The organism is Tenggerimyces flavus (assembly GCF_016907715.1).
Taxonomy (GTDB): domain Bacteria; phylum Actinomycetota; class Actinomycetes; order Propionibacteriales; family Actinopolymorphaceae; genus Tenggerimyces; species Tenggerimyces flavus.
Genome location: NZ_JAFBCM010000001.1, coordinates 3,279,776 through 3,301,951, shown reverse-complemented (window position 1 = coordinate 3,301,951; position 22,176 = coordinate 3,279,776). Strand labels below are relative to the sequence as shown.

General features: G+C 68.5%; 24 protein-coding genes. 4 read left to right on the top strand and 20 right to left on the bottom strand.

Features of this window, described 5'->3' with window-relative positions; genetic code table 11:
* Window positions 1-6: 6 nt before the first annotated feature.
* The 6 genes from JOD67_RS15490 to JOD67_RS15465 all read right to left on the bottom strand — a co-directional run bounded on the left by JOD67_RS15490 (window position 7) and on the right by JOD67_RS15465 (window position 7,998).
* A complete protein-coding gene (locus tag JOD67_RS15490) occupies window positions 7-852 on the bottom strand; it encodes a sortase (RefSeq protein WP_205118277.1) in 846 nt (281 codons plus the stop codon).
* The gene (locus JOD67_RS15485) at window positions 849-3,611 is read right to left on the bottom strand and encodes a hypothetical protein (protein ID WP_205118275.1); all 2,763 of its coding nucleotides are present in this window, start codon (window positions 3,609-3,611) and stop codon (window positions 849-851) included. The genes JOD67_RS15490 and JOD67_RS15485 overlap by 4 nt, the downstream gene beginning before the upstream one ends.
* Window positions 3,608-5,383, bottom strand: coding sequence for a substrate-binding domain-containing protein (locus tag JOD67_RS15480; RefSeq protein ID WP_239553863.1), 1,776 nt, complete (start codon window positions 5,381-5,383; stop codon window positions 3,608-3,610). Before JOD67_RS15480 ends, JOD67_RS15485 begins: the two co-directional genes overlap by 4 nt.
* Window positions 5,380-6,486, bottom strand: coding sequence for a phosphate ABC transporter permease PstA (gene pstA / locus JOD67_RS15475; protein WP_239553862.1), 1,107 nt, complete (start codon window positions 6,484-6,486; stop codon window positions 5,380-5,382). The genes JOD67_RS15480 and pstA overlap by 4 nt, the downstream gene beginning before the upstream one ends.
* Before the next feature lie 14 nt (window positions 6,487-6,500).
* Window positions 6,501-7,514 carry a phosphate ABC transporter permease subunit PstC gene (pstC, locus tag JOD67_RS15470; RefSeq protein ID WP_307782409.1) on the bottom strand — a complete coding sequence of 338 codons (1,014 nt, stop codon included), beginning with the start codon at window positions 7,512-7,514 and terminating at the stop codon, window positions 6,501-6,503.
* A 145-nt stretch (window positions 7,515-7,659) separates the two neighbouring features.
* Window positions 7,660-7,998, bottom strand: coding sequence for a hypothetical protein (locus JOD67_RS15465; protein WP_205118266.1), 339 nt, complete (start codon window positions 7,996-7,998; stop codon window positions 7,660-7,662).
* A 366-nt stretch (window positions 7,999-8,364) separates the two neighbouring features.
* Here JOD67_RS15465 and JOD67_RS15460 point away from each other — a divergent pair, with 366 nt between their 5' ends.
* Window positions 8,365-8,625 carry a three-helix bundle dimerization domain-containing protein gene (locus JOD67_RS15460; protein ID WP_205118264.1) on the top strand — a complete coding sequence of 87 codons (261 nt, stop codon included), beginning with the start codon at window positions 8,365-8,367 and terminating at the stop codon, window positions 8,623-8,625.
* On the opposite strand, the gene JOD67_RS15455 is transcribed toward JOD67_RS15460, so the two are convergent.
* From JOD67_RS15455 to JOD67_RS15435, 5 genes are all read right to left on the bottom strand, one after another.
* Window positions 8,622-9,059, bottom strand: coding sequence for a nuclear transport factor 2 family protein (locus JOD67_RS15455; RefSeq protein WP_205118262.1), 438 nt, complete (start codon window positions 9,057-9,059; stop codon window positions 8,622-8,624). The two genes, JOD67_RS15460 and JOD67_RS15455, sit on opposite strands and share 4 nt — an antisense overlap.
* A 150-nt stretch (window positions 9,060-9,209) precedes the next feature.
* Window positions 9,210-9,698, bottom strand: a complete 489-nt coding sequence (locus tag JOD67_RS15450; protein WP_205118260.1) for a hypothetical protein — start codon at window positions 9,696-9,698, stop codon at window positions 9,210-9,212.
* A gap of 235 nt (window positions 9,699-9,933) precedes the next feature.
* The gene (locus JOD67_RS15445; RefSeq protein WP_307782741.1) at window positions 9,934-10,317 is read right to left on the bottom strand and encodes a VOC family protein; all 384 of its coding nucleotides are present in this window, start codon (window positions 10,315-10,317) and stop codon (window positions 9,934-9,936) included.
* 26 nt (window positions 10,318-10,343) lie between these two features.
* Entirely contained in the window at window positions 10,344-10,700 is a 357-nt protein-coding gene (locus JOD67_RS15440; RefSeq protein WP_205118256.1) for an amidohydrolase family protein, read from the bottom strand.
* A 16-nt stretch (window positions 10,701-10,716) separates the two neighbouring features.
* Entirely contained in the window at window positions 10,717-12,306 is a 1,590-nt protein-coding gene (locus JOD67_RS15435; protein WP_205118254.1) for a carboxylesterase/lipase family protein, read from the bottom strand.
* A 161-nt stretch (window positions 12,307-12,467) separates the two neighbouring features.
* On the opposite strand from JOD67_RS15435, the gene JOD67_RS15430 reads away from it, so the two are divergent.
* Window positions 12,468-12,872, top strand: a complete 405-nt coding sequence (locus tag JOD67_RS15430; RefSeq protein WP_307782408.1) for a DUF4118 domain-containing protein — start codon at window positions 12,468-12,470, stop codon at window positions 12,870-12,872.
* Here JOD67_RS15430 and JOD67_RS15425 read toward each other — a convergent pair.
* Both JOD67_RS15425 and JOD67_RS15420 read right to left on the bottom strand, forming a co-directional pair.
* A complete protein-coding gene (locus tag JOD67_RS15425; protein WP_205118253.1) occupies window positions 12,838-13,350 on the bottom strand; it encodes a cupin domain-containing protein in 513 nt (170 codons plus the stop codon). The genes JOD67_RS15430 and JOD67_RS15425 overlap by 35 nt on opposite strands.
* A gap of 12 nt (window positions 13,351-13,362) precedes the next feature.
* On the bottom strand, window positions 13,363-14,385 hold the full coding sequence (locus tag JOD67_RS15420) for a methyltransferase (RefSeq protein ID WP_205118251.1): 1,023 nt from the start codon (window positions 14,383-14,385) through the stop codon (window positions 13,363-13,365).
* Window positions 14,386-14,441: 56 nt separating this feature from the next.
* Between JOD67_RS15420 and JOD67_RS15415 the strand changes: the two genes are divergently transcribed.
* A complete protein-coding gene (locus tag JOD67_RS15415; RefSeq protein ID WP_205118249.1) occupies window positions 14,442-14,933 on the top strand; it encodes a MarR family winged helix-turn-helix transcriptional regulator in 492 nt (163 codons plus the stop codon).
* Here JOD67_RS15415 and JOD67_RS15410 read toward each other — a convergent pair.
* The 4 genes from JOD67_RS15410 to JOD67_RS15395 all read right to left on the bottom strand — a co-directional run bounded on the left by JOD67_RS15410 (window position 14,887) and on the right by JOD67_RS15395 (window position 18,352).
* On the bottom strand, window positions 14,887-15,756 hold the full coding sequence (locus tag JOD67_RS15410) for a MarR family winged helix-turn-helix transcriptional regulator (RefSeq protein WP_239553861.1): 870 nt from the start codon (window positions 15,754-15,756) through the stop codon (window positions 14,887-14,889). The genes JOD67_RS15415 and JOD67_RS15410 overlap by 47 nt on opposite strands.
* 34 nt (window positions 15,757-15,790) lie before the next feature.
* Window positions 15,791-16,369, bottom strand: a complete 579-nt coding sequence (locus JOD67_RS15405) for a carboxymuconolactone decarboxylase family protein (protein WP_205118247.1) — start codon at window positions 16,367-16,369, stop codon at window positions 15,791-15,793.
* Window positions 16,370-16,372: 3 nt separating this feature from the next.
* Complete coding sequence (locus tag JOD67_RS15400) at window positions 16,373-17,176, bottom strand: methyltransferase domain-containing protein (RefSeq protein WP_205118245.1); 804 nt, start codon at window positions 17,174-17,176, stop codon at window positions 16,373-16,375.
* Between the two features lie 264 nt (window positions 17,177-17,440).
* Window positions 17,441-18,352: an alpha/beta hydrolase gene (locus JOD67_RS15395; protein ID WP_205118243.1), complete on the bottom strand. Its 912-nt coding sequence runs from the start codon at window positions 18,350-18,352 to the stop codon at window positions 17,441-17,443.
* A 69-nt stretch (window positions 18,353-18,421) separates the two neighbouring features.
* Here JOD67_RS15395 and JOD67_RS15390 point away from each other — a divergent pair, with 69 nt between their 5' ends.
* The gene (locus tag JOD67_RS15390; RefSeq protein WP_205118227.1) at window positions 18,422-19,372 is read left to right on the top strand and encodes a hypothetical protein; all 951 of its coding nucleotides are present in this window, start codon (window positions 18,422-18,424) and stop codon (window positions 19,370-19,372) included.
* On the opposite strand, the gene JOD67_RS15385 is transcribed toward JOD67_RS15390, so the two are convergent.
* The 3 genes from JOD67_RS15385 to JOD67_RS15375 all read right to left on the bottom strand — a co-directional run bounded on the left by JOD67_RS15385 (window position 19,355) and on the right by JOD67_RS15375 (window position 22,096).
* A complete protein-coding gene (locus JOD67_RS15385) occupies window positions 19,355-20,242 on the bottom strand; it encodes a transglutaminase-like domain-containing protein (RefSeq protein ID WP_205118225.1) in 888 nt (295 codons plus the stop codon). The genes JOD67_RS15390 and JOD67_RS15385 overlap by 18 nt on opposite strands.
* Window positions 20,243-20,268: 26 nt before the next feature.
* Window positions 20,269-20,868, bottom strand: a complete 600-nt coding sequence (locus JOD67_RS15380) for a TetR/AcrR family transcriptional regulator (RefSeq protein WP_205118224.1) — start codon at window positions 20,866-20,868, stop codon at window positions 20,269-20,271.
* A 76-nt stretch (window positions 20,869-20,944) separates the two neighbouring features.
* On the bottom strand, window positions 20,945-22,096 hold the full coding sequence (locus tag JOD67_RS15375; RefSeq protein WP_205118222.1) for a polysaccharide lyase family 7 protein: 1,152 nt from the start codon (window positions 22,094-22,096) through the stop codon (window positions 20,945-20,947).
* Window positions 22,097-22,176: the final 80 nt, after the last annotated feature.

The window sequence follows — 22,176 nt, the reverse complement described above, 5'->3', positions numbered from 1 at the left end:
GCGAGCTCACATCAGGTTCGGCAACAGCTGCGCGGCGTACTCGGTCGCCCGCCAGGCCAGCGCCAGGATCACCGGCGCGCCCACCATCCACACCTGCCACCGGCCCCAACGCGCCCGCGCCCACACGAACAGACCCATCGCCATAGCGAGCGCCTGCAGCCACAACACCAACGGCACCAGCGCGGACGGGTCGGGCTGCATGGCTCGCTCGGGTTGCGGGATGAGGTTCGGCCGGCCACCCGGCGACGGCACCGCCTCGTCGAGCAACGTCGCGTCGACGTACACGGTCTCGTCGCGCGAGATCTCCGCGAACCGTCCCTCGCCCTCGGCGGTGACCAGCGTGAGCCGTGCCCCGCCGTCGGCGAGCGGTTGCGGCAACGGGTCGCCGGTACGACGTACCCCGTCGACGCGGTACTCGAAGCTGCCCTGCCCCGTCACGGCCGTGACCCGATCGCCCTTACGTAGAACGGGAACCTGCCCGAACGGACCACCGAACGTCCCGCCTCGCCCGTACAGGATCGAGACACCCACCTGACCGGGCAACGGCGTGTCCCGCCGATGCCCCGGCCCGCTCGTCAGATCACTCGCCGCCGTCCCCTCGACCACGACCTCCCGCAGCGCGACGCCGGGGATCTCGAGCACGGCGACGGGAGCTCCGGGCGGGATCATGCCGCCAATGGGCGCCGTCGCCAGCGCGACCTGTTCGCGGAACGTCGAGTACAGCACCTGCTGCGCACGGTCCTGCTGCACCGGCGCGATGACGACCAGGTACCCCACGACCCAGAGCGCCAGTGCCGCAAGCGTCAACAGCACCTGAACGACCGACGGCTCGGCGGTCTGGGTCGCGGTCACTTGCGGAACCTGGTCATCGCCTTGTCGAGGGCGACCCGCACCGGATGCCCGGGCCGGCTCGCCGCGGAGACCAGCGGGGCGAGCACACCGCCGACCAACCCGGCCAGCAGCAACATCGGCAGGGCCCACCGCGCCAGCACCGACTGGTCACCACGCGTCGCGGCGCTGGTGAGCGCGCGCTCGGCTTCCTCCTGGCCGCTGGGCTGGCTGCTCGGCGTCGGACCGCTTGTGGGGTTGGGATTCGGCGTCGGTGTCCCACCTGTGGGGCTGTCCGTCGGCCCAGGCGGGTTGTTGTTGCCGTTGCCGCCTCCCGGCGGCCCGGCACCCGGGTTGTTGGGGCTGTTCGGGTTGTTGGCGTTGTTGGCGCCGGGCGGAGGCTGGTTCGGGACGGACGGCTCCGGCGTGGGCGTCGTCGACGGCTCGGGCTCCGGCGGCTCGGCCGTCTGGTTCTCCACCGCGTCGGCGGCCTTCATCGCCTGTTCCTTGAGGAAGCCGAGACCGGTCTCGTCGGAGATCGGCAGGTAGCCGTCGGGCAGCTTCCCGTTCCCCGAGCCCGGGGTCTGACCGTCGGTCACGCTGAACCGCATGAACTGCGCGACGTCCTCGGCGATCTTCTTGTCCAGCTTCTCCGTCGTCGCCGCGGTGTAGACGATCATCGTGCCGGGGTACGCGTTCCGCCCGACCTCGTTGGAGCGGATCGCCTTCTGGTCCAAGGACCACGTGCTCGTCGCCGCGTCCTTCTTCAACAGCCGAGTCGCGGTACGCAGCGAACCGAAGCTCGGCTTGACGAACGTTCCCGGCCGGGTCTGCAGCGACGCCGCCGGCACCTTGTAGAGGTCGATGTCTGCCAGCGACATCAACGCCACCGTCGCCTGGGCCCGACTCGCCCGCTTCCACACGTTCTTGTTGGTAGCGCCGTCGAGAGCGCAGTCCGTCAGCGAGGACGGTTGTCCGTCGAGTCCCGCATAGCCCGTGGCGCCGAAGTTCGACAACGGGTTGAACACCTGGTTGAGGTACTGCGTCGGCTGGTCGTCGGCGCACGGGGTGAGGCCGTTGGTCGGCGGAACGATCCAGTCATCCAGGAGTTGGAGTGTCTCGAACGGCAGCTTGATACCACGAAACTTCGGGTTGACCACCATGCCGTACTCGTCCGGCACACCGTCCAGCCAGGCCCGAGCAACGGGATCCGCCTCGATGTACCGGGTCAGCTCCCAGATCACATCCGAATCGGGGGAGATTGCTGTCAAGGCCGCGGCACCCACGTCGCCGGACAGCACGTTCGGATTGAGCTTCTGGAACTCGGGATCCAGGCTCATGTTGGCGGGATTCCCGCTCACCGTCGGATGGCCGGGCCAGTTGTTGGAGGGAGCAGCCCTTCCCAAACTGGTGGGATAGGACTGGGTGATCAGCTTCGCCAGCAGCCTCGGGGTGAGCTTGAGGTCTTGCAGGAACGTGGTCGGATCGCTCTTCCAGAAGTACCCGATGGCAAAGCCCGACACCGCGGCCGGCGCATAGACCGTCGATCGGGTGGGTGCCTGTTCGGGTGGTCGGCTGACGAACGCCGCGGGTGCGCCGCCACTGTCGATGAGGCTCTTCGCCCGAGGTTCACCGGTGCGCTGGTGCCGGAGCTTGAACCGGTTCTTGTCCAGGCAGAACGCCGGAGCCCACTGCAGCGTGGCCTCACCGATCAGCTCCGACCCATAGAAGTCGACCGGGGTCCTGGTGTCCTGGACATCGCAGAACGACGCCGACGGCGCGAAGCCGAGCTTGAAGCTGAACCGGTTGCGCCAGTTCGACGCACTCCACCACAAGTCCCCCTTCACCGCCCGTGCGGGAAGCTGAGGATTCATGTTGTCGAGGGGACCCACGGGGTTGTTGCCCGTAGAGGTGCAGAGCTGCCTCATCGTCGGATCGGGGTTGGAGGCAAGATCACAGCTGATTCCCATGATCGGGACGACCACCAGCGAGCAAGCGACGGTCTCGCTGCAGCCGAGAGAGGCGTTCTGTTCCTTGCGCCGGATCTCGAACACTGCACGGCCAGAGCCGTTGGCGTCGGCGAACTGGAACTGGTCGTTCGGTGGCAGCGCGCTCTGGAAGCTGACATCGGGCGGAACGTCCTGCGCCTGCCCCGACGGGTCGCTGAGCAGGTTGCAGTAGTACCAGGACTTGCCGGCCGTGTCGACGAACGGAAGGAAGTGAACGGTGGCGGCGCCGGTCCAGAAGTCCGAGCAATGCTTGGGGACTGGTGGCGAGACCGTCTTGTCCTGGGCGGAGGCGTAGCGATCGAGGAGCCAAGGTGCGCCTTCGACCGTGGTGATGGGGTCCCACGTCATGGCATAGTCCTCGGTCACCCGTGTCTGCCAGTTGGAGGTCAGACAGTTCTTGGGATCGATCGAGGTGGTCGACGTGTCCGCGCCTCGGCATTGCATGAGCACGACCGGGTACTCGGTGTTGTAGCGAACGGCATCCTCGACTCTGATGTCGTACCCCTGGCTCGGCTTGGCGCCCGACCAGGTGACCTCGATGCGCTGGCGGCCCTGGAGGCCGTCGACCTGGCTGACGTTGACCGTGACGTCCTTCGTCTCGGGCGTTCCCTGGGATCCGTCGGGATTGACGTGCGTCCGGCTGAGCTGCTTCGTCTCCGACACGCCCGCGGCCTTCGCCTCTGGGGTGGGACCGGGAAGGCCAGCCGGAATCGCCAGCAGCACAAGGAATGCCGCGAAGAGCAGGGCGCGCGCCGAGCGAGGGCGAGCGATCACGATCCACCTCCAGAAGAGCTACGGCCGCGGCCGGCGAACCGGCGGGCCAACAACGCGGGTATCAGGATCACCAGGAGCAGCTCGACCGCGGCGAGGCCGGCGAGCCCGCTCGAGACTCCGGTGTTGCGATAGGCCGCGAGCTCGTTCGCCTCGGCCACGGCCTGCGGACCCGAGCCGTCGCCGTTGCCACCGCTGCCGTTGTCGGTCGTGACGGGAAGGCCGGTCTCCGGGTCGGTCACGGTGTTCGTCGGCACGCTGCTCGGCCCACCCGTGGGAGCGGTACTCGGCCCGTTGCTCGGTCCGTTCGAAGGACCGCCCGCGCCAGGCCCGTTGTTTCCGCCGCCCCCGTTGTTGTTCCCGCCACCATTGTTCCCACCGTTGTTCCCGCCACCGCCGTTGTTGCCACCCCCGTTGTTCCCGCCACCGTTGTTGCCACCGCCGTTGTTGCCGCCGCCATTGCCACCACCACCGTTGCCACCACCACCGGGGTTGCCGCCGCCGTCACACGGGCCCTTGCCCTGCCGGTCACACTCGGGCGGCATCGGCGCGATCTCGGCGAGCCGGTTGCGGTTCGGCTGACCGGGAATGAACGTCGGGTTGTTGCACTTGGAGACGTTCCGTTCGGCCAGGTTGATGGTCGGGTCGGCCTTCTTCAGCTTCGCGGTCTGGTCGAACCCAGCCTGGACGAGGTTGATCGGTAAGGGCGAGTAGCCGAGATTTCCCATCGCCTGTTGGCCTTCGCACAGGAAGTTGAAGGCGAAGTCGGCCAGCGACTGTCGCTTCCCCGACGACATCCGCGGGTCGTTCGCGGCGATGGGAAGGATCATGTACGAGTACGACGACAGCGGATACGTCCGCGCGTCGTTGAACTTGTAGACGTCGTCGAGGATCTGGGTCAGGTAGTTCGGCGAGTTCGGGTTCTGGTTGATCCGCGCCTTGGTGAGGGCGACCGCGACGTTGAACGCGGTCGGCTGAACGTAGTACCCCTTGACGTTCAGGATCTTCGCCACCGGGAAGTTCTTGTTCAGCGCGTAGGAGTACTCGACGTACCCGATCGTCCCGTTCCCCGACGCCGCGGCGACGTAGTTCATCACGCCGTCGGAGCCGTTTTGCGCAACGGCCGCGCCCTTGCGCGGGTAGTACGACGTCAGCCCGCTGCGCCCGTAGAACGGTCGCCAGATGTTCGGATGCCGCTTGTCCATCCAGGTGGTGAACTGCGCCGTCGTCCCCGAACCGTCGGACCTCACGACGGGGACGATCGGCAACGACGGAAGCTTGCGCCCGTTGTTGTCCGCGGTGATCGCCGGGTCGTTCCAGTTCGTGATCTGGTTGGTGAAGATCTTCGACACGGTCGCACCGGACAGCCGGAGGTCGCGCAGCAGCTTGCCGCCGACCCTGATCTGGTACGCGAACGACGTACCGCCGGCGACGATCGGCATGTACGCGTACTGGCGACCGCGCGAGGTGTCCTCGTTGCCCTGTTCGTCGACGCCCTGGAACGGGATCTCACTGACCGCGAAGTCGTTCGTACGGTTCGCGAAGTCCGAACGTCCCTTGGTCGAACCGCCGCCGGAGTAGACGACCTGGATGCCGTACTGCTCGACGTCGGAGATCCACTGGTCGATCGCGTTCTTGCTCCACGTCGACCCGGTGCCCTCGATCAGGGCGTACGGCGGCTGTGCCTGGGCGGGCATGGCCGGCGCCAACACGACACCGACCGCGACGAACATCGCGACCGGGATCCGGAGCCAGGACCAGGTGGGCTTTCTCATCGGCGACCAATCCGTTGTCGAGCAACCAACCGAGCGATGACGAACAGCAGGAGCACGAGGCCGAGCAGGATGCCCGCCGCCCCGAAGGCGCGCGCGATGTAGAGCGGCTCACCGCTGCGCACCAGGTTGAAGACGTACAGAGGAAGGGAGTTCATTGGAGCCTCGAACGGGTTCACGTTGAGGAACGTCGACGCTCCCGACGTGAGCAGAACCGGCGACGTCTCACCGATGCCGCGCGCGACACCGAGGATCAACGCGGTCGCGAGGCCGGGACGCGCGGTGGGCAGGACAACTCGCCACACCGTCTGCCAGCGAGACGCGCCAAGTGCCAAGCTGGCTTCGCGAAGCCCGCCGGGCACGACGCGGAGAACGACGTCCGACGCACGCGCGATGATCGGCAGCATCATCACGCTGATCGCCATCGACGCGGCGAAGCCCGAGTTCGGTACGCCGAGCAAGATGATCAACGTGGAGTAGATGAACAGGCCGGCCACGATCGACGGCAACGCGGTCATCGCCTCGACGATCGTGCGGACGACGCGGGAGAGCTTGCCGCCAACCTCGGTCATGTACACCGCCGTACCGACGCCGAGCGGCAGTGTGATCGCGATCGCGATGCTGATCTGGACCAGCGATCCCGCGATCGCGTGCAGCGCACCACCCTGGTCGAGCGGGTCGCGCGGGCCCGTACCGGCCATGTCGCTGGTGAGAATGTTCAAATGAGGAAGGGCATCCCGCCCACCCCAGAACGTGTAAGCCACGACGGAGACGAGTCCGAGGCCGACGACGACCGCGCCGGCGTGCACCGCCGCCCCGGCGACGCGGTCGCGTACGGCGGGGCCGGGGTTGCTGAGCGTCGAGACCGCCGCGTACAGCAGCACGAACGCGATGTACCAGCAGACGAGGAACCCAAGCGTGCCGCTCGTCGGGAGCATCCGTTCGTAGATGATCCAGACCATCGCGAGCGAGCCGGCGGCCGAGCCGCCCAGGGAGAGCCAGTCGTCGAGCGTGCGCTCGTGCAGGACGCGCGGCGTCTCCGGCGGACGCTTGTCAGCCGGGGGCGCCTCTGTTGCTGCCTTCGGTGGCTCCGTTGTGGTGGTCAATCGAGGCTCCCCGCTCAGATCTCGGTCGATGCGCCGCTGCGGCTGCGGTTCACGACGATCGCGGCGACCGTGTTCACCAACAACGTGATGAGGAAGAGGATCAGCCCGGCGGCGAGCAGCGCGGACAGCTGCGCCGGGTTCGCCTCGCCGAACCGCCCCGCGATCAGCGCCGACGTCGTGTTCGCGCCGACCTGCAGGATGCTCCACTTGATCTCGAACACCGGCGAGATGATCAGGATGACCGCGATCGTCTCGCCGAGCGCGCGCCCGAGGCCCAGCATCGTGCCGCCGATGATGCCGCCGCGGCCGAACGGGAGCACGACGCTGCGGATCATCCCCCAGCGCGTCGCTCCCAGGGCGAGTGCGGCTTCCCGTTCTCCTTGTGGGGCTTGCGAAAACACCTCACGCATCACCGCGCAGGCGATCGGGATCACCATCATCGCGACGACGATGCCGGCGATGAACGACGACGAGGTGTACCGCGACTGTGCCCAGGCGGCGGCGTCGGGATCGGTGTCGACACCGAAGATCGGGATGAACCCGAGGTTCTGGTGGAACCAGCGGGCGACGTAGATCGCGTGTGGCTGCAGGAACAACAGTCCCCAGATGCCGTACACGATGCTCGGCACCGCGGCCATCAGGTCGACGAGCGAGACCAGCACCGCCTTGATCCGCGGCGGCGCGTACTCGGAGATGTAGAGAGCGGTCAACAGGGACAGGGGAAACGAGACCGCGATCGCCACGAGCGCGACCGTGATCGTTCCGACGAGGACCGCGGCGACGCCGAGCTGGTCGAGCTCGGGCTGCCACTCCACCTGGGTGAAGAACCTCAGCCCGTACCGCTGCAACGTCGGGATCGCCTGCAGGCCAAGGAAGAGAGCGATGCCGCCGGTGATCGCCAGGACGAGAAGGCCGATCCCCAGTGCTGTGCCTTGGAAAACGCGGTCGCCGAGAGGCAGCGCCGCGCGAATCGCTCGTGGCCGATCGCCCGGCGCGTCCCCTGTGTCTCGATGGCGCGCGTCGGTCACGCTACTCATCTGAGTTGTACTCCCGGCCCTTCGGCCTGCTCGAAGGTCATGCGGCGGAGCGGGCCGTTCCCCGGCGACCCGTGGTCCATTGCAGAGGTCGCGAGTGAGCGATTCGGCTCGCGATGGTGAACGACGCACGAACGCCTCACGTGCGTCCCTCGGGTCTCAGCCAGCGGCGTGGGCGCCGGATCGTCCGGAGGTCGTCGACGACCGCGGCCACCTTCGCGTTGGTGAGGAACTGGCCGAGCCCGTACTCGCACTCGACCCGCCGCCAGTACGGGCGGCTGCAGACGGCGGCGGGTTCCTCGTCCAGCAGCAGCTCCCAGCGCCACTGGGCGTCGTCGTCGAACCACAGGCTCGACCTGGTCTGGCCCAGCGACACCTGCAGCTTGAGGACGCCTTCCCTGCAGGTCGTGAAGTCCTCGACGAGCTCGGCAGTCCGGCCGAGCTCGCGGTTGTTCGCTGCGACGAGTCGCCATCCCACCGCCGGTGAACCGTCAGCCTCGCCTGACCGCGGGCGACTCAGTTCGGAGAACAGGAACCTCGGCACTCGTGTAACCACCCGTTTCCCCCCGGATGACCGCCTCGAGCCAAGGCCCGGGCAGCCAACTCGACGGCATCCGGGGCGATCGGCCGCCCCCGATTGCCGGTCTCTACCGAACCGTCCGGCAGGAGGGGAAAGAACGGGTTACGAAGATGCGAACGCCGAACGGTCTGTTGCGGATGGGTCCCTAAGGTTCGGACCTACCGGTCGTCCTGCGCCTTCAGGCTCTGAACACTGGACTTCGTTCATGCTGTGTTTACCTGAGCGATGTCTCCTGATGGGGGAACCTGGAGGAAGGTGGGGTCTATGGCACACGACCTTGACGAGATTCGGACCGACGCCGAAAATCCCGACCACGACCCGATAGCGCAGCAGCTCGACCAGCTCAAGCAGCGCCTCGTCCAGCAGTACGCGGGTCGCGCGGACGTCAACGAGGGCGTCGTCTCCGGGCTGGTGGACCAGGCTCAGCGGCAGTTCGAGCACGCGAAGATCCGGACGTACGTCCCGATCCTGGTCGAGCGCGAGGCGCACGTTCAGCTCGGCCGCCCGGAGCCGGCTGCCGTCTAGGCTTCCGCCTCCTTGACGAGGTCGATGAGCTCGGCGGTCATCCCGGCGCCGATCAGGTGCCCGGCCGGGTTCGTGTAGTCGCGCGACTCGACGATGAGGCCGTCGCGTACGCGCACGACGAAGATGTACCCGGTCTCGAACCGCCGCCCGGTGTCGAGGTAGTGCACCTCGCGGTCGAACTCCGCGACGATCACCTCGGGGTCGCTGGTCTCGTGCACGTTCACGTTGCACGACCGGACCTCACGCCGCAGCGTCTCTCCCGGCGCGAAGTGCTCGCGGAGCGCCTCCCTGCCGACCAGCCGCGAGGGGCGCGGGAGATCGAACGGGTGGTCCACCACCGCGTCCTCGGCGTAGAGCAGGTGGAGCTCGCCCCACTGCCCGCTGTCGATTCCGGTCATCAGCTGTTCGAGTACTTCTCGAGGAGTCGCGGCCATGCCGGAGATCATCTCACCGCCGATCCGGCGGCGGCGGCGCTGGCGTGGCTCTCCCGACGGCCGCGGCGGCCACTCTGCTTCGCCCTCTGCGCCGCCAGCATCGTCTTCGGCGTCTGGGTCATGCTCGGCAGCAGGTAGCGGGAGCCCCGCTCAGCCGGCCTTCCGTGTCCGGCCGGTCGGCTTGGGCGCGCCCTTCGGCGCTTTGGTCGCGTTCCTGGCTCGCCGCGCCGTCCCGGTGGGACTGAGCTGCGACACCCGCTGCGGGGAGACATCGAGCACAGCGGCGATCTCCGCACCAGGCATGTGTTTGGCCGTGCGCATGCGGGTCACGACCTCGCGGGACAGTTTCGCGACTCTGTCCTGCATATCGACGAGCTCGCGGTTGAGCCGCTTCACCTCGGCGACCTTGCGATCGATCGTCTCGTCGACGTGCTTCGAGATGGCGACGCGAGCGGCCTCGGCCGGCTTCGGGCCTTCGTCGAGCCGGATGTAGTCGCGCACCATGGTCTCGGCATCGCGGAGGTTGCGGCACTGGGTGACCCCGACGCCCTCGATGTGCAGCTCCCATCCGCCGTCCCAGCGCACGGCGCGGACGTTGTACGTCTTGCCCTTGGGGCCTTCTGTCTTCTTCGCGGTCATCGCAGCCATCCCTCCGGCAGGCAGACGAGTCGTCGGATCGACCCTGATCGCAGCGCACATCCATGGACCTGCATGGCGCGGATCAGGTCGCGACGCCGCACCGGTCTCACCATCGACGGAGTCGAGCCCCCTTGATCGATGCGGTCAAGGGGGCTAGATGTTGCCTCATCACCGACGTCGATGTTGGGCGGTTGCGGGGGTCATTGGCTCGTCCCCGTCCCCGTCCCAGTCCCCGTCAAGCTTGTGCTGTCGAGGCGTGCCATACCGCTTCGATGTTGTTGCCTTGCAGGTCGCGGACGAAGCAGGCGTAGTAGCGCACCGAGTACTCCGGTCGGACGCTCGGCGGGGTGATGTCGGTCAGGCCCGCGGCGACAGCGGCGGCGTGGAAGGCGTCCACCTGGTCCCGCGTCTCGGCGACGAACGCCACGTGCGCGGCCACGGTGGGTTGCTCGCCCGGCGTGCCCTCGTTCAGCCCGAAGTCGTCGATCCCGTCCGCACCGAAGGCGATCGCGGTCGTGTGGCGGTACAGCACCTCGAAGCCGAGCGGTGCGAGCAGCCGTTCGTACAACGCCGCGGACGCCGCGAGGTCGGTGACGACGAACGCGACGTGGTCGACGATGATCCTTCTCTCGATGGTTCTACTCCTCAGGTTGCGGCCGGCAGCTTGAACACCCGGCGGGCGTTGCCGGCGAGGTAGAGGTCGGTCGTCTCCTCGTCCAGCCCGAGCTCGTCCAGCCTGGCCAGGGCGGCCTCGGCGGAGAGCATCGGCCAGTTCGTGCCGAACATCACCCGCGTACGGCCTCGCCCGCGGAGGAAGTCGACGAAGTCGGGCGGGATGCGGTGCACGGCGTACGCGGACGTGTCGACGTAGAAGTTCGGGTACTTCGTGGCGAGCGAGACGACCTCATCGATCCACGGGAAGCCCACGTGCCCGGCGACCTCGTCGTTGCTGATCAGCGACCCGTCCGGCCCATGCCACCCACTCAGCAACGCTGTTCCCACCCCACCGACCCTAGTCTCAGTAGGTGTCGATCCCGGCCCAGAGGGCGCAGGAGTGGTCGGCGGCGAAGTCGGCGGGGCGGATGCCGTGCCGGCCCGGCGCCAGGGACTGGACCACCGGATCGGAAGCCCGGAAGCGGTCCCAGCGGGGCACGTCGAAGCCGTTGGGTGTTCCGCGCTTCGCGAAGTTCGTCCAGTAGGCGATCATCGTGCGCGACAGCCGTTCGTGCGCGCGGGTGAACGCCACCGTCTTCTCGCCGTCGTGCACGTACGGGATGTCCGAGCCGTGGTAAGCGCCGAACGGGTACGGCGGCGAAATCTCGAAGACCATCGGCGCCGAACGGTCGGCGAACTCGTACCCGTACGTCGGCACGTACCGGGACAACAGCCCGCGCGTCTGCTGCATCGGGCAGGCGTACGTCCGGTCCGTGACCAGATCCGCCACCGCGAGCTGCACCGGCGAGTACGACGAGAACGCGTAACGCTGCTTGACCAAAGACGACGCGGCGCCGAGCAGGAAGTCCAGATAGCCCTCGTACTCCGCCTCGCTGAACGAGGGAAAGCCCATCGCGAACAGCGTGCCCTCGTCGCGCGCCGTCCCCGCGATCACCGGCACCCTGTTGAACCGACCGGACCGAAACGCCGCGCTCGGGTGCAGAGGAAGCGTCGCCGTCCCCACGGTCGGGCTCCAGTAGACGCCCATCCCCTCCGGCCCCGCGTACGCCAACAGGTCCGCGACACCGACGCCCCGCAGGCACGAGACCGAAGCGCAGCCGAGCGACTCGCGCAGCCCGACCCCCAGCTGCTCGGCGACGGCGCGTTCCTTGAACGTCTCCGCCGGAGCCCCCGCGCCAGCCAGGTAGCTCCCGACCGGGTTCACCCGCGTACAAGACCCGCTCTGGTAGATCGCCTTACTGTACAGCCCAGCCGCCGCCGGCGAGGCGAGCTGCGCGCACACGCTGTCGCCGCCCGCGGACAGCCCGAAGATCGTCACGTTCCGCGGATCGCCGCCGAACGCCCGCGCGTTCCGCTGCACCCACCGCAGCGCGGCCTGCTGGTCCTGTAGACCGAACGTGCCGCCGCCCTCCAGACCCGGATGCGCGAAGAAGCCCAACGGCCCGAGCCGGTAGTTCATCGTCACGGCGACCACCCCGCCCTGCGCGGCGAGGCGCTGCTCGTCGGCGTCGGCGCCGGAGCCCGTCCGCATCCCGCCGCCGTGGATCCACACCATGACCGGCAGCCGCCCGGGCGAACGCCTCGGCACGGTCACGTTCAGGGACAGGCAGTCCTCCGACGAGGACGCCGGTGAGCCGACCACCGGGTCGGCCGGCTGCGCGCACCGGTCGCCGGGCTGCGACGCGTCCCGTACGCCAGCCCAAGGCGCCACCGCCTGCGGCGCACGCCAGCGCAGCGGGCCGACCGGCGACGCGGCGTACGGGATCCCGTTGAACACCTCCGCCGTCGACGAAGCCACACCTCGCACGAGCCCGGCGTCGGTCCGGACGACCGGTCGCTCCCCCGCCTCGGCCGGCGTGGCCATCCCCACCACGGCCACCGCCGTCGCCAAGCCGACCAGGCTGGCTACCAGCTTGCACATCTGTGTCCCCATTCGTTCGACGATGGAAACGAGCCTGGCAGCGCGACGGGCGGCGGACATCCCCTCCCAGGGCTGAGCCGGCATCCACCGATCGGCTGATCTTGACGCATCCTTGACGCCGTCCCACCACCTGTTGACGACACGTTGGCGCAGGTCAGTGCGACTGTGGAGGGGTGAACATCGGCTCGTTCGTCCAGGCCCACCGGTCTGCCGTCGTCGGAGTCGCGGCGGTGGTGCCGTTCGGTGCATGTGCGGCGATGATCCCGTTCCGGGAGTCGGTCGCCAACACGAACGTCGCGCTGGGGCTGGTGCTGCTCGTCGTGGTCGCCGCGGCGACGGGGTTGCGGGCGGCGGGGCTGGTCGCGGCGGTGTCGAGCGCGATCTGGTTCAACTTCTTCCTGGCGCCGCCGTACGAGACGTTCATCAGGATTTCCGTTCGGGCGTTGACGGATCAGGTCGCCGAACAGATCGTCGAGGTGCTTGGGATCGATGCCTGCCGCCGCGTCGCCGTGGCGCTCGCCGACCAGGTCGGCTCAGCGCTGGCTACGACGGGGACGCCAGGCCGTAGCGCGCGATGACGTCCGGCAGCCAGTCCGGCGTGTCGAACTGGAGTCCGTACCGAGCGACCAACGCCTCGGCCTCCTCCGCCGAGGGCTGGACGCCGCTGGCGGCGATCGACACGACCTCGTGGAAGAAGTTCTCGAACCCCGCCGGGCTGATGATCTCGATCATCCGCGCGGGCACGTCACCGGCGTTCCACATCGCGTGCAGCTCGCCGCGCGGCTTGGTGATGTAGCCGCCCGGGCCGAGGACGACCTCGCGGGAGCCTGACCGGAACCCGATCTCGCCCTCGGTCACGATCGAGTACTCGTCCTCGAGCGTGTGTAGATGCGGCGGCACCAGGGCACCCACCGGGAACGGATGCTCCACCACGGCGATCGCACCGCCGGTGTCCTTCCCCCACAGCTTGAACGCGACACCGATCGCGCCCAAGGATCCCTCCAACCCCTCACCTGGCTGGACGATCGTCAACGGTGGCGCGTCTTCTTCGCTCATGCTTCCAGAATGTCAGCTCACCGGCCACGCTTCGAGCAAATACGCCATCGGCGTGCACTCGACGATCTGCCGCAGCTCGAAGCCGCCCGCGGTCACCAACTCGCGCCATTCCTGCTCGGTCCGGTCGATGCCGCCCGCGACCGCGAGCATCTCGACGTCGTCGAACTTCGAGTAGTGCGGCCCGTTCCCCGGCGGCACGACCGCGTCGACGATCAGCAGCGGCGTATCCGGCCGAGTCGCCCGGCGGATGACCCGCAACAGCGCGAGCGCCTGGTCGTCGCGGAAGTTGTGCACGCAGCTCTTGATCACGTACGCGTCCGCGGTCGCCGGCACCGACGCGAAGAAGTCGCCCTCCAGCAGCTCGATCCGCGCCTCGAGTCCGCGGTCCGCCACCACCGGCTCGGCCTGGGCCAGCACGCTAGGCCGCTCGAACAGGATGCCGCGCGCGGACGGGCTGCGCTCCAGGATCGAGGCGAGCAGGTAGCCCACGCCGCCGCCGAGGTCCATCACGGTGCCGAACCGGCCGAAGTCGTACGCCGCGGCGATGGCCGGCGCGGCGGACGCGTAGAACTCCACGGTCGTGTCGAGGAAGACCTTCTCCACCGCGGGGTTCTGCGCGAGATAGGCGTAGATATCCATCCCGTACAGGTCGTCGAAAGCCGGCTCGCCGGTCAGTGCGCTGTGCATCAGCCGCCCGTACGGCGCCCACATCGGCTCGGCATTGAAGAGCCGCACGGCGCCCCGCATCGAGCCGGGAACGTCCGACCGGAGGCAGTCCGCGAGCGGTGTCAGCGCGAACCGGCCGCCGTCGTCCTCGGCGAAGACGCCCACGCTCGCGGCCGCGCGGAGCAGCCGGTAGAGCGAACGGGGATGGGCTTTGACCTGCTTGGCAAGGTCGTCCGCCGTCCGAGGTCCGTCGGCGAGCGCGTCGGCGACACCCAGCTCGGCCAGCACGCCGAGCGTCGGCGACACCCACTTGGCTGTCAGGAACTGCATCATCTGCGCCTGCGGTGGCAGGGCGGTGGTGTCGGTCATGAGAAATACGGTAAGGCGACCTGACCATCTCGTCAAGGTCAGGTACCCTGACCATCATGACTGAGCCCACGGGACGACGATTCGGCCTGCTGCGCGTCGCGTTCGACCAGGCACTGGCGGCGATCCTCGAGCAGGTCGGCCCGCGCCATCCCGACCTCCGGCAGGCGCACGTGCAGATCTTCCGGTACGGCGGGATCGACGGATCGAACGCCGGTGAGCTCGCCGCCCATGCGGGCATGACGAAACAGTCGATGCACGAGCTCGTCACGCATCTGGAGCGCGCCGGCTACCTGCAGCGGCGTCCCGATCCGAGCGACACGCGCGTACGGACCGTTCGCCTCACCGCCAAGGGCAGACGGCTCGAGCAGGAGCTGCACGAGGCGATCGCGACCGTACTCGAGGACTGGGAACGACGGATCGGAAAGCGCCGGTTCGACCAGCTCTGGACGACGTTGCAGGAGCTCACCGGCGAGCACGGCGAGCTGCCCGGACCCGCGGAGATCAGAGCCGCTTCTCGAACCAGTGGTGGGCGTACGGCTCCTCGTTGAACGCCGGCACCTCGCGATAGCCCGCCGCGCGGTAGAGGCCGATCGCCTCCGTCAACGCCCGGTTGGTCTCCAGCCGCACGACCTTCACGTGGTTCATCGCGGCGCACTTCTCCAGCTCGGCCAACAGGCGACGGCCGAGACCGAGCCCGCGCGCCGACGGATCGACCCACATCCGCTTGAGCTCCGCGGGCTCGTTGCCGTGGAGCTTCAACCCACCGCAGCCGATCGGCTTCCCGTGCAACGAGGCGACGAGCAGCAGCCCGTCCGGCGGCGAGAGCGAGCCGTCGTCCGCCGGCAGGCTGCGCGCCGGGTCGAAGCCGGCGGAGAACCGTTCGGACAGCTCCGCGAAGTACCGCCGCACGCAGTGCCGCGCGTCCGGATGGCGTGGATCGACGATGGACACCTCGACGGTCGAGGCGACGAGCAGCCGTTCGACCTCGCCCATCGCGGCGACGAGCTTGGCCCGCTGGCCGGCGTTGAGCGGCTCCAGGATGCTCGCCGCCAGCGTGTCCGACGCCTCGTCGAGCACCGCGACCTCGCGCCGCCCCTGCGCGGTGAGCGACGCCGTACGGACCCGCCCGTCCGAGCCGCTCTGCGCCACCGACACGAGACCGTCCCGCTCGAGCGAGCGCAGCAGCCGGCTGAGGTAGCCGGAGTCGAGCTCGAGCCGGGCACGGAGCTGCCGAACGTCGGCGCCGGACGGCCCGATCTCCCACAGCACGCGCGACTGACCGAGCGGCCGTTCGCGCGCGAGGTAGGTGTCGTTGAGCGCGCCGATCCGCTGCGTCACGGTCCGGTTGAACCGCCGGACCGAGTCGATCATGCTCACATCCATTCTCTGACTATAGTCAGAGAACTCAGTCGTCGACAGGCCGTCCGTACGTCACCGCGTCGAGGACGACCGGCGGCAGCAGCGTCCGGTACGGAGCGTCCGGGGTGACGCCGAGCGCGTCGTTGATCGTCGCGAACGCCAGCCGGATGCCGACGAACACCGTGACCGTGAAGATCTGCTCGTCCGTCCAGCCCGCCTCGCGCATCGCCTCGACGTCCTCGGCCGCGGTCTTGTTGGGATCGCGGACCACCGCCCGCGTCCAGTTCGCCAACGCTCGTTCGCGATCCGACAGACCGGCGTCGTCCCCCCGCAGCACTCCGGCGACCGTGTCGGCGTCGGCGACACCGGAGATCTTGTGCCCCCAGGCGACCGAGCAGGCCGAGTCGCCGAGCGTCGACGCGCACGCCAGCACCATGATCCCGCGCTCGCGGAACGACAGGTCCTGGCCCTCGATCACCTTACCCAGAAGGGCGAACAGGCCCTCGATCGTCGCCGGCTGGTACGCCCAGAGCCGCGACACGTTCATGACGAAACCGGGACTGTCCAGGTCGCCGTCGAACAGCGCCTTCGCCTCCGGCGTGGGTGTGGGCTCGTGCAGGAACACGTCTCATGCCGCCTTTCGGGCGAGATAGCCGACGACCTCGATCTTGGCCCGCAGCGGCAGGCCGTCGCGCACCTGGACGTGCGCCTGGGCGGTCGCGGCCTCGAGGAACGCGGCCTCGCCGACGTTCTGGATCGCCTCGTACGCGGGTCCCGTCGACGCCAGGGCTCGCGCGAACGTGTCGGGATCGGCGAACTCCCAGGCGGCCGGCACCGTGAACCGTTCGATCTCGACGAACCCGTGGGACGCCAGCAGCTGCTCCCCCGCGCCGGGTCGGCCGAGCTGCATGGCCGCCTGGTTCGCGAGCTTCGCCTCCTGCGCCAGCCGGAGCGGCTCGAGCGCCCAGGCGCCGGGCGACACCTTGATGTGGCCCCACACGGTGAGCCCGACGCGGCCGCCGGGGACGAGCACACGGAGCACCTCGTCTAGCGCGGCGGGCGTCGTGCCCCAGATGCCTCGGAAGCTCGTCACGACGTCGAAGCTCGCGTCGTCCCAGGGCAGCGCGTGCATGTCGCCGACGCGGAGATCGGCGTCCGGCGTACGGTCACGGGCGACCGCGATGAGGCGATCGGAGGCGTCGATGCCGGCGCACGACGCGCCGCGCACCGCGGCGAGCTCGACCGCGAGCCCCGCACCGCAGGCGATGTCGAGGAGGCGGTCGCCGTGGTCGACGCCGAGGCGGTGGTGCATGCCGAGGTACTCGCGGCAGTTGGCGGGCTCGGCCAGCGTCGCGAAGTCGACGGCCTTGCGGCCCCAGCCTTCGTCGACGACCAGCCAGTCTTGTTGTACGGCTTGCTGTGGATCGAGCATGACGGTTGTCCTTCGCCTGGTTGTCGATGGAGCTGGACACGTACGACCAGCTCACCCAGGTCCCCCACGGACCACGACCGGCCCCGCCCGTTCCCCTCGATGGTCTCTCAAACAGGCGGTCCTCCGCCCACGGTTTTCCAGAGTCGCCGCCCCGTTTCGCCCCGACCCCGGCCCACCTGCCCGTGATCATGAACGTGATCATGAAGACAAACCCGGCGTATACGACCAGTTCGGCGTCATGATCACGTGCCCGTGCCAGGTCCGCTAGAAGAACCGCCCCACGGCGGGCGAGAGGTAGCGGTCGAAGTCCTCGGGGAAGGCGTGGCCGAGGCCGGGGATGCGGACGACCTCGACCCCTTCGAGGCGCGCCAACGCGGCCTCGAGGTCCGGGCCGACGTCGTCGTCCTCCTCGCCGAGCAGGACCGTCCCGTTCAACGCCGTGGTGCCGGCGGGGAGATTCTCGACGCGTACGGCCGGTCCCATCGCGATCACGCCGACGGCACGCGGTTCACCCTCGATCGCGCACAGCACGGCCTGCCGGCCGCCGGCGGAGAAGCCCGCCAGGATCAGCGGCAACTCACGGTCGGCGTCGGACAGCGTCGTCAACGCCGCCTTGACGTCGCGGGTGCCGATCGCCGAGTCCGGCCACGATCGGTACGTCGGGGTGTTGCGCTGGCTGGACGGTACGGCGACGACGACCAGGCCGAGCTCAGCCGCGGGCGCCCAGGACTTCGTCGCGTCGGTGGCGTCCTGGCCGGCTCCGTGCAGCGCCAAGAGCACGCCGCGCGGCGTACCGGACGGCCGCGTCACGATCGGGTCGAGCTCGACGTCCGGATCGCTCTCCGAGCGGACCTGCGCCTCCGCGACGAGCTCGGTGAACCCGTCCAGCTCCGCCAGCGGCGCGAGATCGTCGTCCTCCAAGAGGATTCGCGGGTGCCACCAGGCGCCACTCGTCAACGCGGCTTGTAGTTCTTGCAGCGCTTCGGTCGGTCGCCCAGCCGCGGCGAGCACACAGGCCGCCATGTGCGCCAGGTCCGAACGCCAGGGCGCCAGGCCGGATTCGGCGTTCCGCAACAGCTCGACGGCCTCGTCGAACTGCCCCTTGTCGTACAGCTCGAAGACCTCGTTCTCCAAGGTCCGATACCGGTCCCAACCGCTCAATCCAGGCCCGCTCACGCACCGGATCCTAGGCGATGTCAGCCTCGTTCGCTGACTACTTTTGCATCCATAGGGAATGATTGGTGGGTGAGCATCTTTGTCGACACGCCGTTCGCGACGGAAATCGAGGCCGACGACCATCGCGGCCTGTTGACCGTCGCGCAGGGTTGGAAGGTGCCGTACTACCGCACCGTTCCGCTGACCGGGAACAAGTACGTGGTGCACGCGATCATCGGCATCCACGGAAATCTCCGGCGCCCGGACCAGACGTTCACCGGCCTGTTCGACGCCGCTCGCGCTGCTCACGCCACCAGGAAGGTGGCGATCGTCACCCCGTTCTTCCAGACCCACAACGACGAACCGGCCGAGGACGAGGCGCGGTGGACGTCGGCGGCGTGGAAGGAGGGCGGCGAGGCCGAGGGACCGTACGGACTCAGCAGCTTCGCCGTCATGGACGGCATCTTCAGATCCCTTGCGGACAAGGAGAAATTCCCTCGTCTGCGCAGCATCGCACTGGTCGGTCACTCGGCCGGCGGCCAGTTCACCCAGCGGTACGCGGCAGCGGGTGAGGCGCCGACAGAGCTGTCGGGCGTTCGAATACGTTACGTGGTGGCGAATCCGTCGTCGTACCTGTATCTGAGCAATCTGCGCCCAGATCTCGGTGACCCGACCGCCACCGCATTCGACGTTCCCGACAGTTCGTGCGCGGAGTACGACAACTACAAGTACGGGCTGCGCAATCTCGACACGCACTATCTGCGGAAGGTCGGCGCGCGGGAGATGCGAGCGCGCTACCTGTCCCGCAAGGTCACCTATCTGCTGGGCTCCGCCGACGTCGAACGCGACTCCGAGCTCGACACCGAGCCGGCCGCAGAGCTGCAGGGCGCGCACCGCTTCGACCGTGGCCTGCGCTACACCAACTACCTGCGTACGTACTTTCCGTCCGCGCCGCACCAACGGTTGATCGTGCCGGGCGTGGCGCACGAGAACGCCGCGATGTTCGGTTCTCGGCAGGCCCGGTCAGTGCTCTTTGCCTGAGGCCGCTTCCGGTCGGCGGGTGAGGTCGACCACGGTCGGCGGCTCTCCATAGGGCGAGAACTGGATGACCGTGGTTCCCGGCGTCAGCTTCTGGTCGGTCCGGAACCGGTGCTCGAGCTGATCGTCGGCGTCGTTGTCACCGGCGTCCGCCCTCAGCAGGAGCTGGGCCAGCTCGTCCGCGTCCTCGTCCTGGATCCCGTCGCCGACGCCGTCCCAGAGCAGCGCCTCGTGGCCGAACCGGTGCAGGACCTCCTGGATCACGTACAGGCGGACGAAATCCGGGCCGGACAGATCCGAGCCTCGCGCGACGCCGTAGTCGGCGGCGTCCAGGCGGCCGGCGCGGTAGCCCGTCCAGACCTCGGCGGCGGTCTCGAACGGTGCGCCCTCGCCGGTCGGGAGGTCGCGTACGTCGAACGCCCGGCTCCCCGACTCCAGCTCCGGATCGCCGCGCTGCCACCGCTCGCCGTTCCACCACTCGGCGACGACGTGGTCACCGTGGAAGTCGGGGTCGAAGTAGCCGGCGAACCCGACCCTGGTCCGCGCCGGAGTCCCCTGCTCGCGGAGAGCGGCGACAGCGAGCAGCGAGTGGTCCCGACAGCACCCCGCCACCCGGTCGCCCGGCGGTCGCCGCTGGAGCAGCGGTCCGGGGTGTCGCGCCTGGTCGAGGTCGAGGATGGTCTCGACCCACCTCGAGTGGATCTCGTCGCGGCGCTCCTCCTTCATCATCGCCGCCTCGGCCCGGTAGTGCAGGACGAGGTTGGTGGTGGCCCTGCTGATCTCCTCGATCCCGTCCAGCTCCCGCAGCAGCGGCCCATGCCGTCCGGGATCGGAGAAGGCCGAGTGCCGCGCGTACCGCTCCGGAGTGCTCATCCCGCGATGGTGTCATTTTGGAAGCGTCATTTCACCCGGATGGCCGCAGGAGCGAGGCTCTCGATCATCCTCTCGCCCATGCTCATGCAGAGTGCGCGGAACTGTGCCTTGGGGACGTCGACCCGACCACCTAGGTAGAGCCTGATCAGCCCGTGCATGAACGCGGCGAGCAGGAGCGAGATCTCCCAGACCTCGCCGTCGTCGAGCACGCCTTGCGCGATGCCGTCCGCCACGGTGTCCGCGAGCGGGTTGAACCGCTCGGACTGCCCGCCGCGGAAGTCGTGCGGGTACCGTCGAGCGGCCTGGCGCTGCGCGGTGAACATGAAGTCGTAGAGCCGCGGCTGGTCGAGCGCGAAGTCCACGTGGATCTCGAGCAGCTCGCGGAGCCGTCCGTCGGCTGGCGCGCCGGCGCTCTTCTCGGTGAACCGCTGGTCGAGCTCGACGAACGCGTTGTCGGCCACCTGCTCGAGCATCGCGTCGCGGTCGTCGAAGTAGCGGTAGATCGCCATCGGGGTGATGCCCACGGCGGTGGCGACGCGGCGCATGCTGACCTCGTCGGGGCCACGTTGGACGATCAGAGACCGCACCGTTGCGACGATGCGGTCTCTGGTGGTGGTTGCTGCCATGTCCGGCAGTCAACCCGATCGGGGTCTACGCCGTATACCTGTCTACACCCGTAGATGTCCCTGGGCCGTCCCTGGGCTAGCTGTGGGTGACGGTTACGTTGAAGAGCTTGGCCTCGCCGTAGTTGCTGGCGCTGCACGGACTGGAGTTCGTGCAGTTGGCCTGGGTGTACGCGCCGGCCTTGAAGTACGCGCCGGTGAAGCTCTTCGAGATCGTCGTCTGCAGCGTGTTGTTGTAGTACGCCTTGATCTGGCCGCCGCTCACGACGAACTTGACCTGGAATCGCGTGCCCACCTGGAGACTGCTCGTCACGAGCTTGTGGTGTGTGGTGTCGCCGTTCGTCACGTACAGGCTGGTGCCCTCGACCCGGAACACCGACACGTCGTCCTCGCCGTCGTGGATCTGGCCGACCACGAGGTGCGGCTTGTCGTTCGGCAGATGCAGAACGGTCTGGTCGACCACCAACGTGTGCGTGCCCGACGTCGACGACCAGGCGGCGTTGCTGGAACCGTTCATCTCGCGCAGTTCCGAACGTGGGTAGCCCGAACCGCTCGTCGTCACGCCGTTCACCGCCGCCCGGAACACCACCGACTGGCAGTCCGCGGCCGGGACGAACCAGGGGCTCACCTTGTACGTGTCAAGCGCGGGTTGCTTCACCTCGTCCGGGCTTTCCTCGTCGCCGATCGGCAGCTGGATCTTCCAGTTGGTCAGGTTGAGGATGTCCGACGGGTACTGACATGCGGGCGGGGTGGTCCCGCCCTCGGCGAAGACGTCGACCTCGGTGATCGAGGTCCACGCGTTCACGGTGTTGCCGTGGCCGACGACGCGTACGTACCGCGCCTGTCGCGGCGTGAACGAGGTCGTCTCCTGCTGCGTCGTCGTTCCGCTGCTGTTGCCGTTGAAAGCATTGGTCCAGGCGGTGCCGTTGGCGGAGGTCTCGATGTCGAAGCTGGTCGTGCGGGTGTTGCCCTGATGCCACCCGATGGCCAGACTTCCCACGGTGGTTGACGATCCGAGGTCGAAACGGATCCACACGCCGTCGCCCTCGTCGGACCAGCGCGTGCTGAGGTTGTTGTCGCGGGTGTTCGCCGGAACGTTGCCGTCGTCGCCGCTCGCGGTCACGGCGGTCACCGGCACTTCGTCCGCGGCTGCCGCGGTGGTGCTGAGGCCGAGGATCGCAACCGATCCGGCGAGGGTGAGGACAAGGGGTACGCGTAGCGACCGATGCATCGAACGACACCTCTCGTGAAGGGTGCTTCGACTGGGTTGGTGCAACGATGCACCGCCATCGGGCGGCGCGTCAAGGTCCG

Excerpts from the sequence above, each read along its gene's own strand:
- JOD67_RS15410 (WP_239553861.1), bottom strand. The coding sequence starts at position 15,756 with ATGATCGACTCGGTCCGGCGGTTCAACCGGACCGTGACGCAGCGGATC.
- JOD67_RS15420 (WP_205118251.1), bottom strand. The coding sequence starts at position 14,385 with ATGACCGACACCACCGCCCTGCCACCGCAGGCGCAGATGATGCAGTTC.
- JOD67_RS15425 (WP_205118253.1), bottom strand. The coding sequence starts at position 13,350 with ATGAGCGAAGAAGACGCGCCACCGTTGACGATCGTCCAGCCAGGTGAG.
- JOD67_RS15375 (WP_205118222.1), bottom strand. The coding sequence starts at position 22,096 with ATGCATCGGTCGCTACGCGTACCCCTTGTCCTCACCCTCGCCGGATCG.
- JOD67_RS15400 (WP_205118245.1), bottom strand. The coding sequence starts at position 17,176 with ATGCTCGATCCACAGCAAGCCGTACAACAAGACTGGCTGGTCGTCGAC.
- JOD67_RS15380 (WP_205118224.1), bottom strand. The coding sequence starts at position 20,868 with ATGGCAGCAACCACCACCAGAGACCGCATCGTCGCAACGGTGCGGTCT.
- JOD67_RS15460 (WP_205118264.1), top strand. The coding sequence starts at position 8,365 with ATGGCACACGACCTTGACGAGATTCGGACCGACGCCGAAAATCCCGAC.
- JOD67_RS15450 (WP_205118260.1), bottom strand. The coding sequence starts at position 9,698 with ATGACCGCGAAGAAGACAGAAGGCCCCAAGGGCAAGACGTACAACGTC.
- JOD67_RS15455 (WP_205118262.1), bottom strand. The coding sequence starts at position 9,059 with ATGGCCGCGACTCCTCGAGAAGTACTCGAACAGCTGATGACCGGAATC.
- JOD67_RS15385 (WP_205118225.1), bottom strand. The coding sequence starts at position 20,242 with ATGAGCACTCCGGAGCGGTACGCGCGGCACTCGGCCTTCTCCGATCCC.
- JOD67_RS15435 (WP_205118254.1), bottom strand. The coding sequence starts at position 12,306 with ATGGGGACACAGATGTGCAAGCTGGTAGCCAGCCTGGTCGGCTTGGCG.
- JOD67_RS15415 (WP_205118249.1), top strand. The coding sequence starts at position 14,442 with ATGACTGAGCCCACGGGACGACGATTCGGCCTGCTGCGCGTCGCGTTC.
- JOD67_RS15480 (WP_239553863.1), bottom strand. The coding sequence starts at position 5,383 with ATGAGAAAGCCCACCTGGTCCTGGCTCCGGATCCCGGTCGCGATGTTC.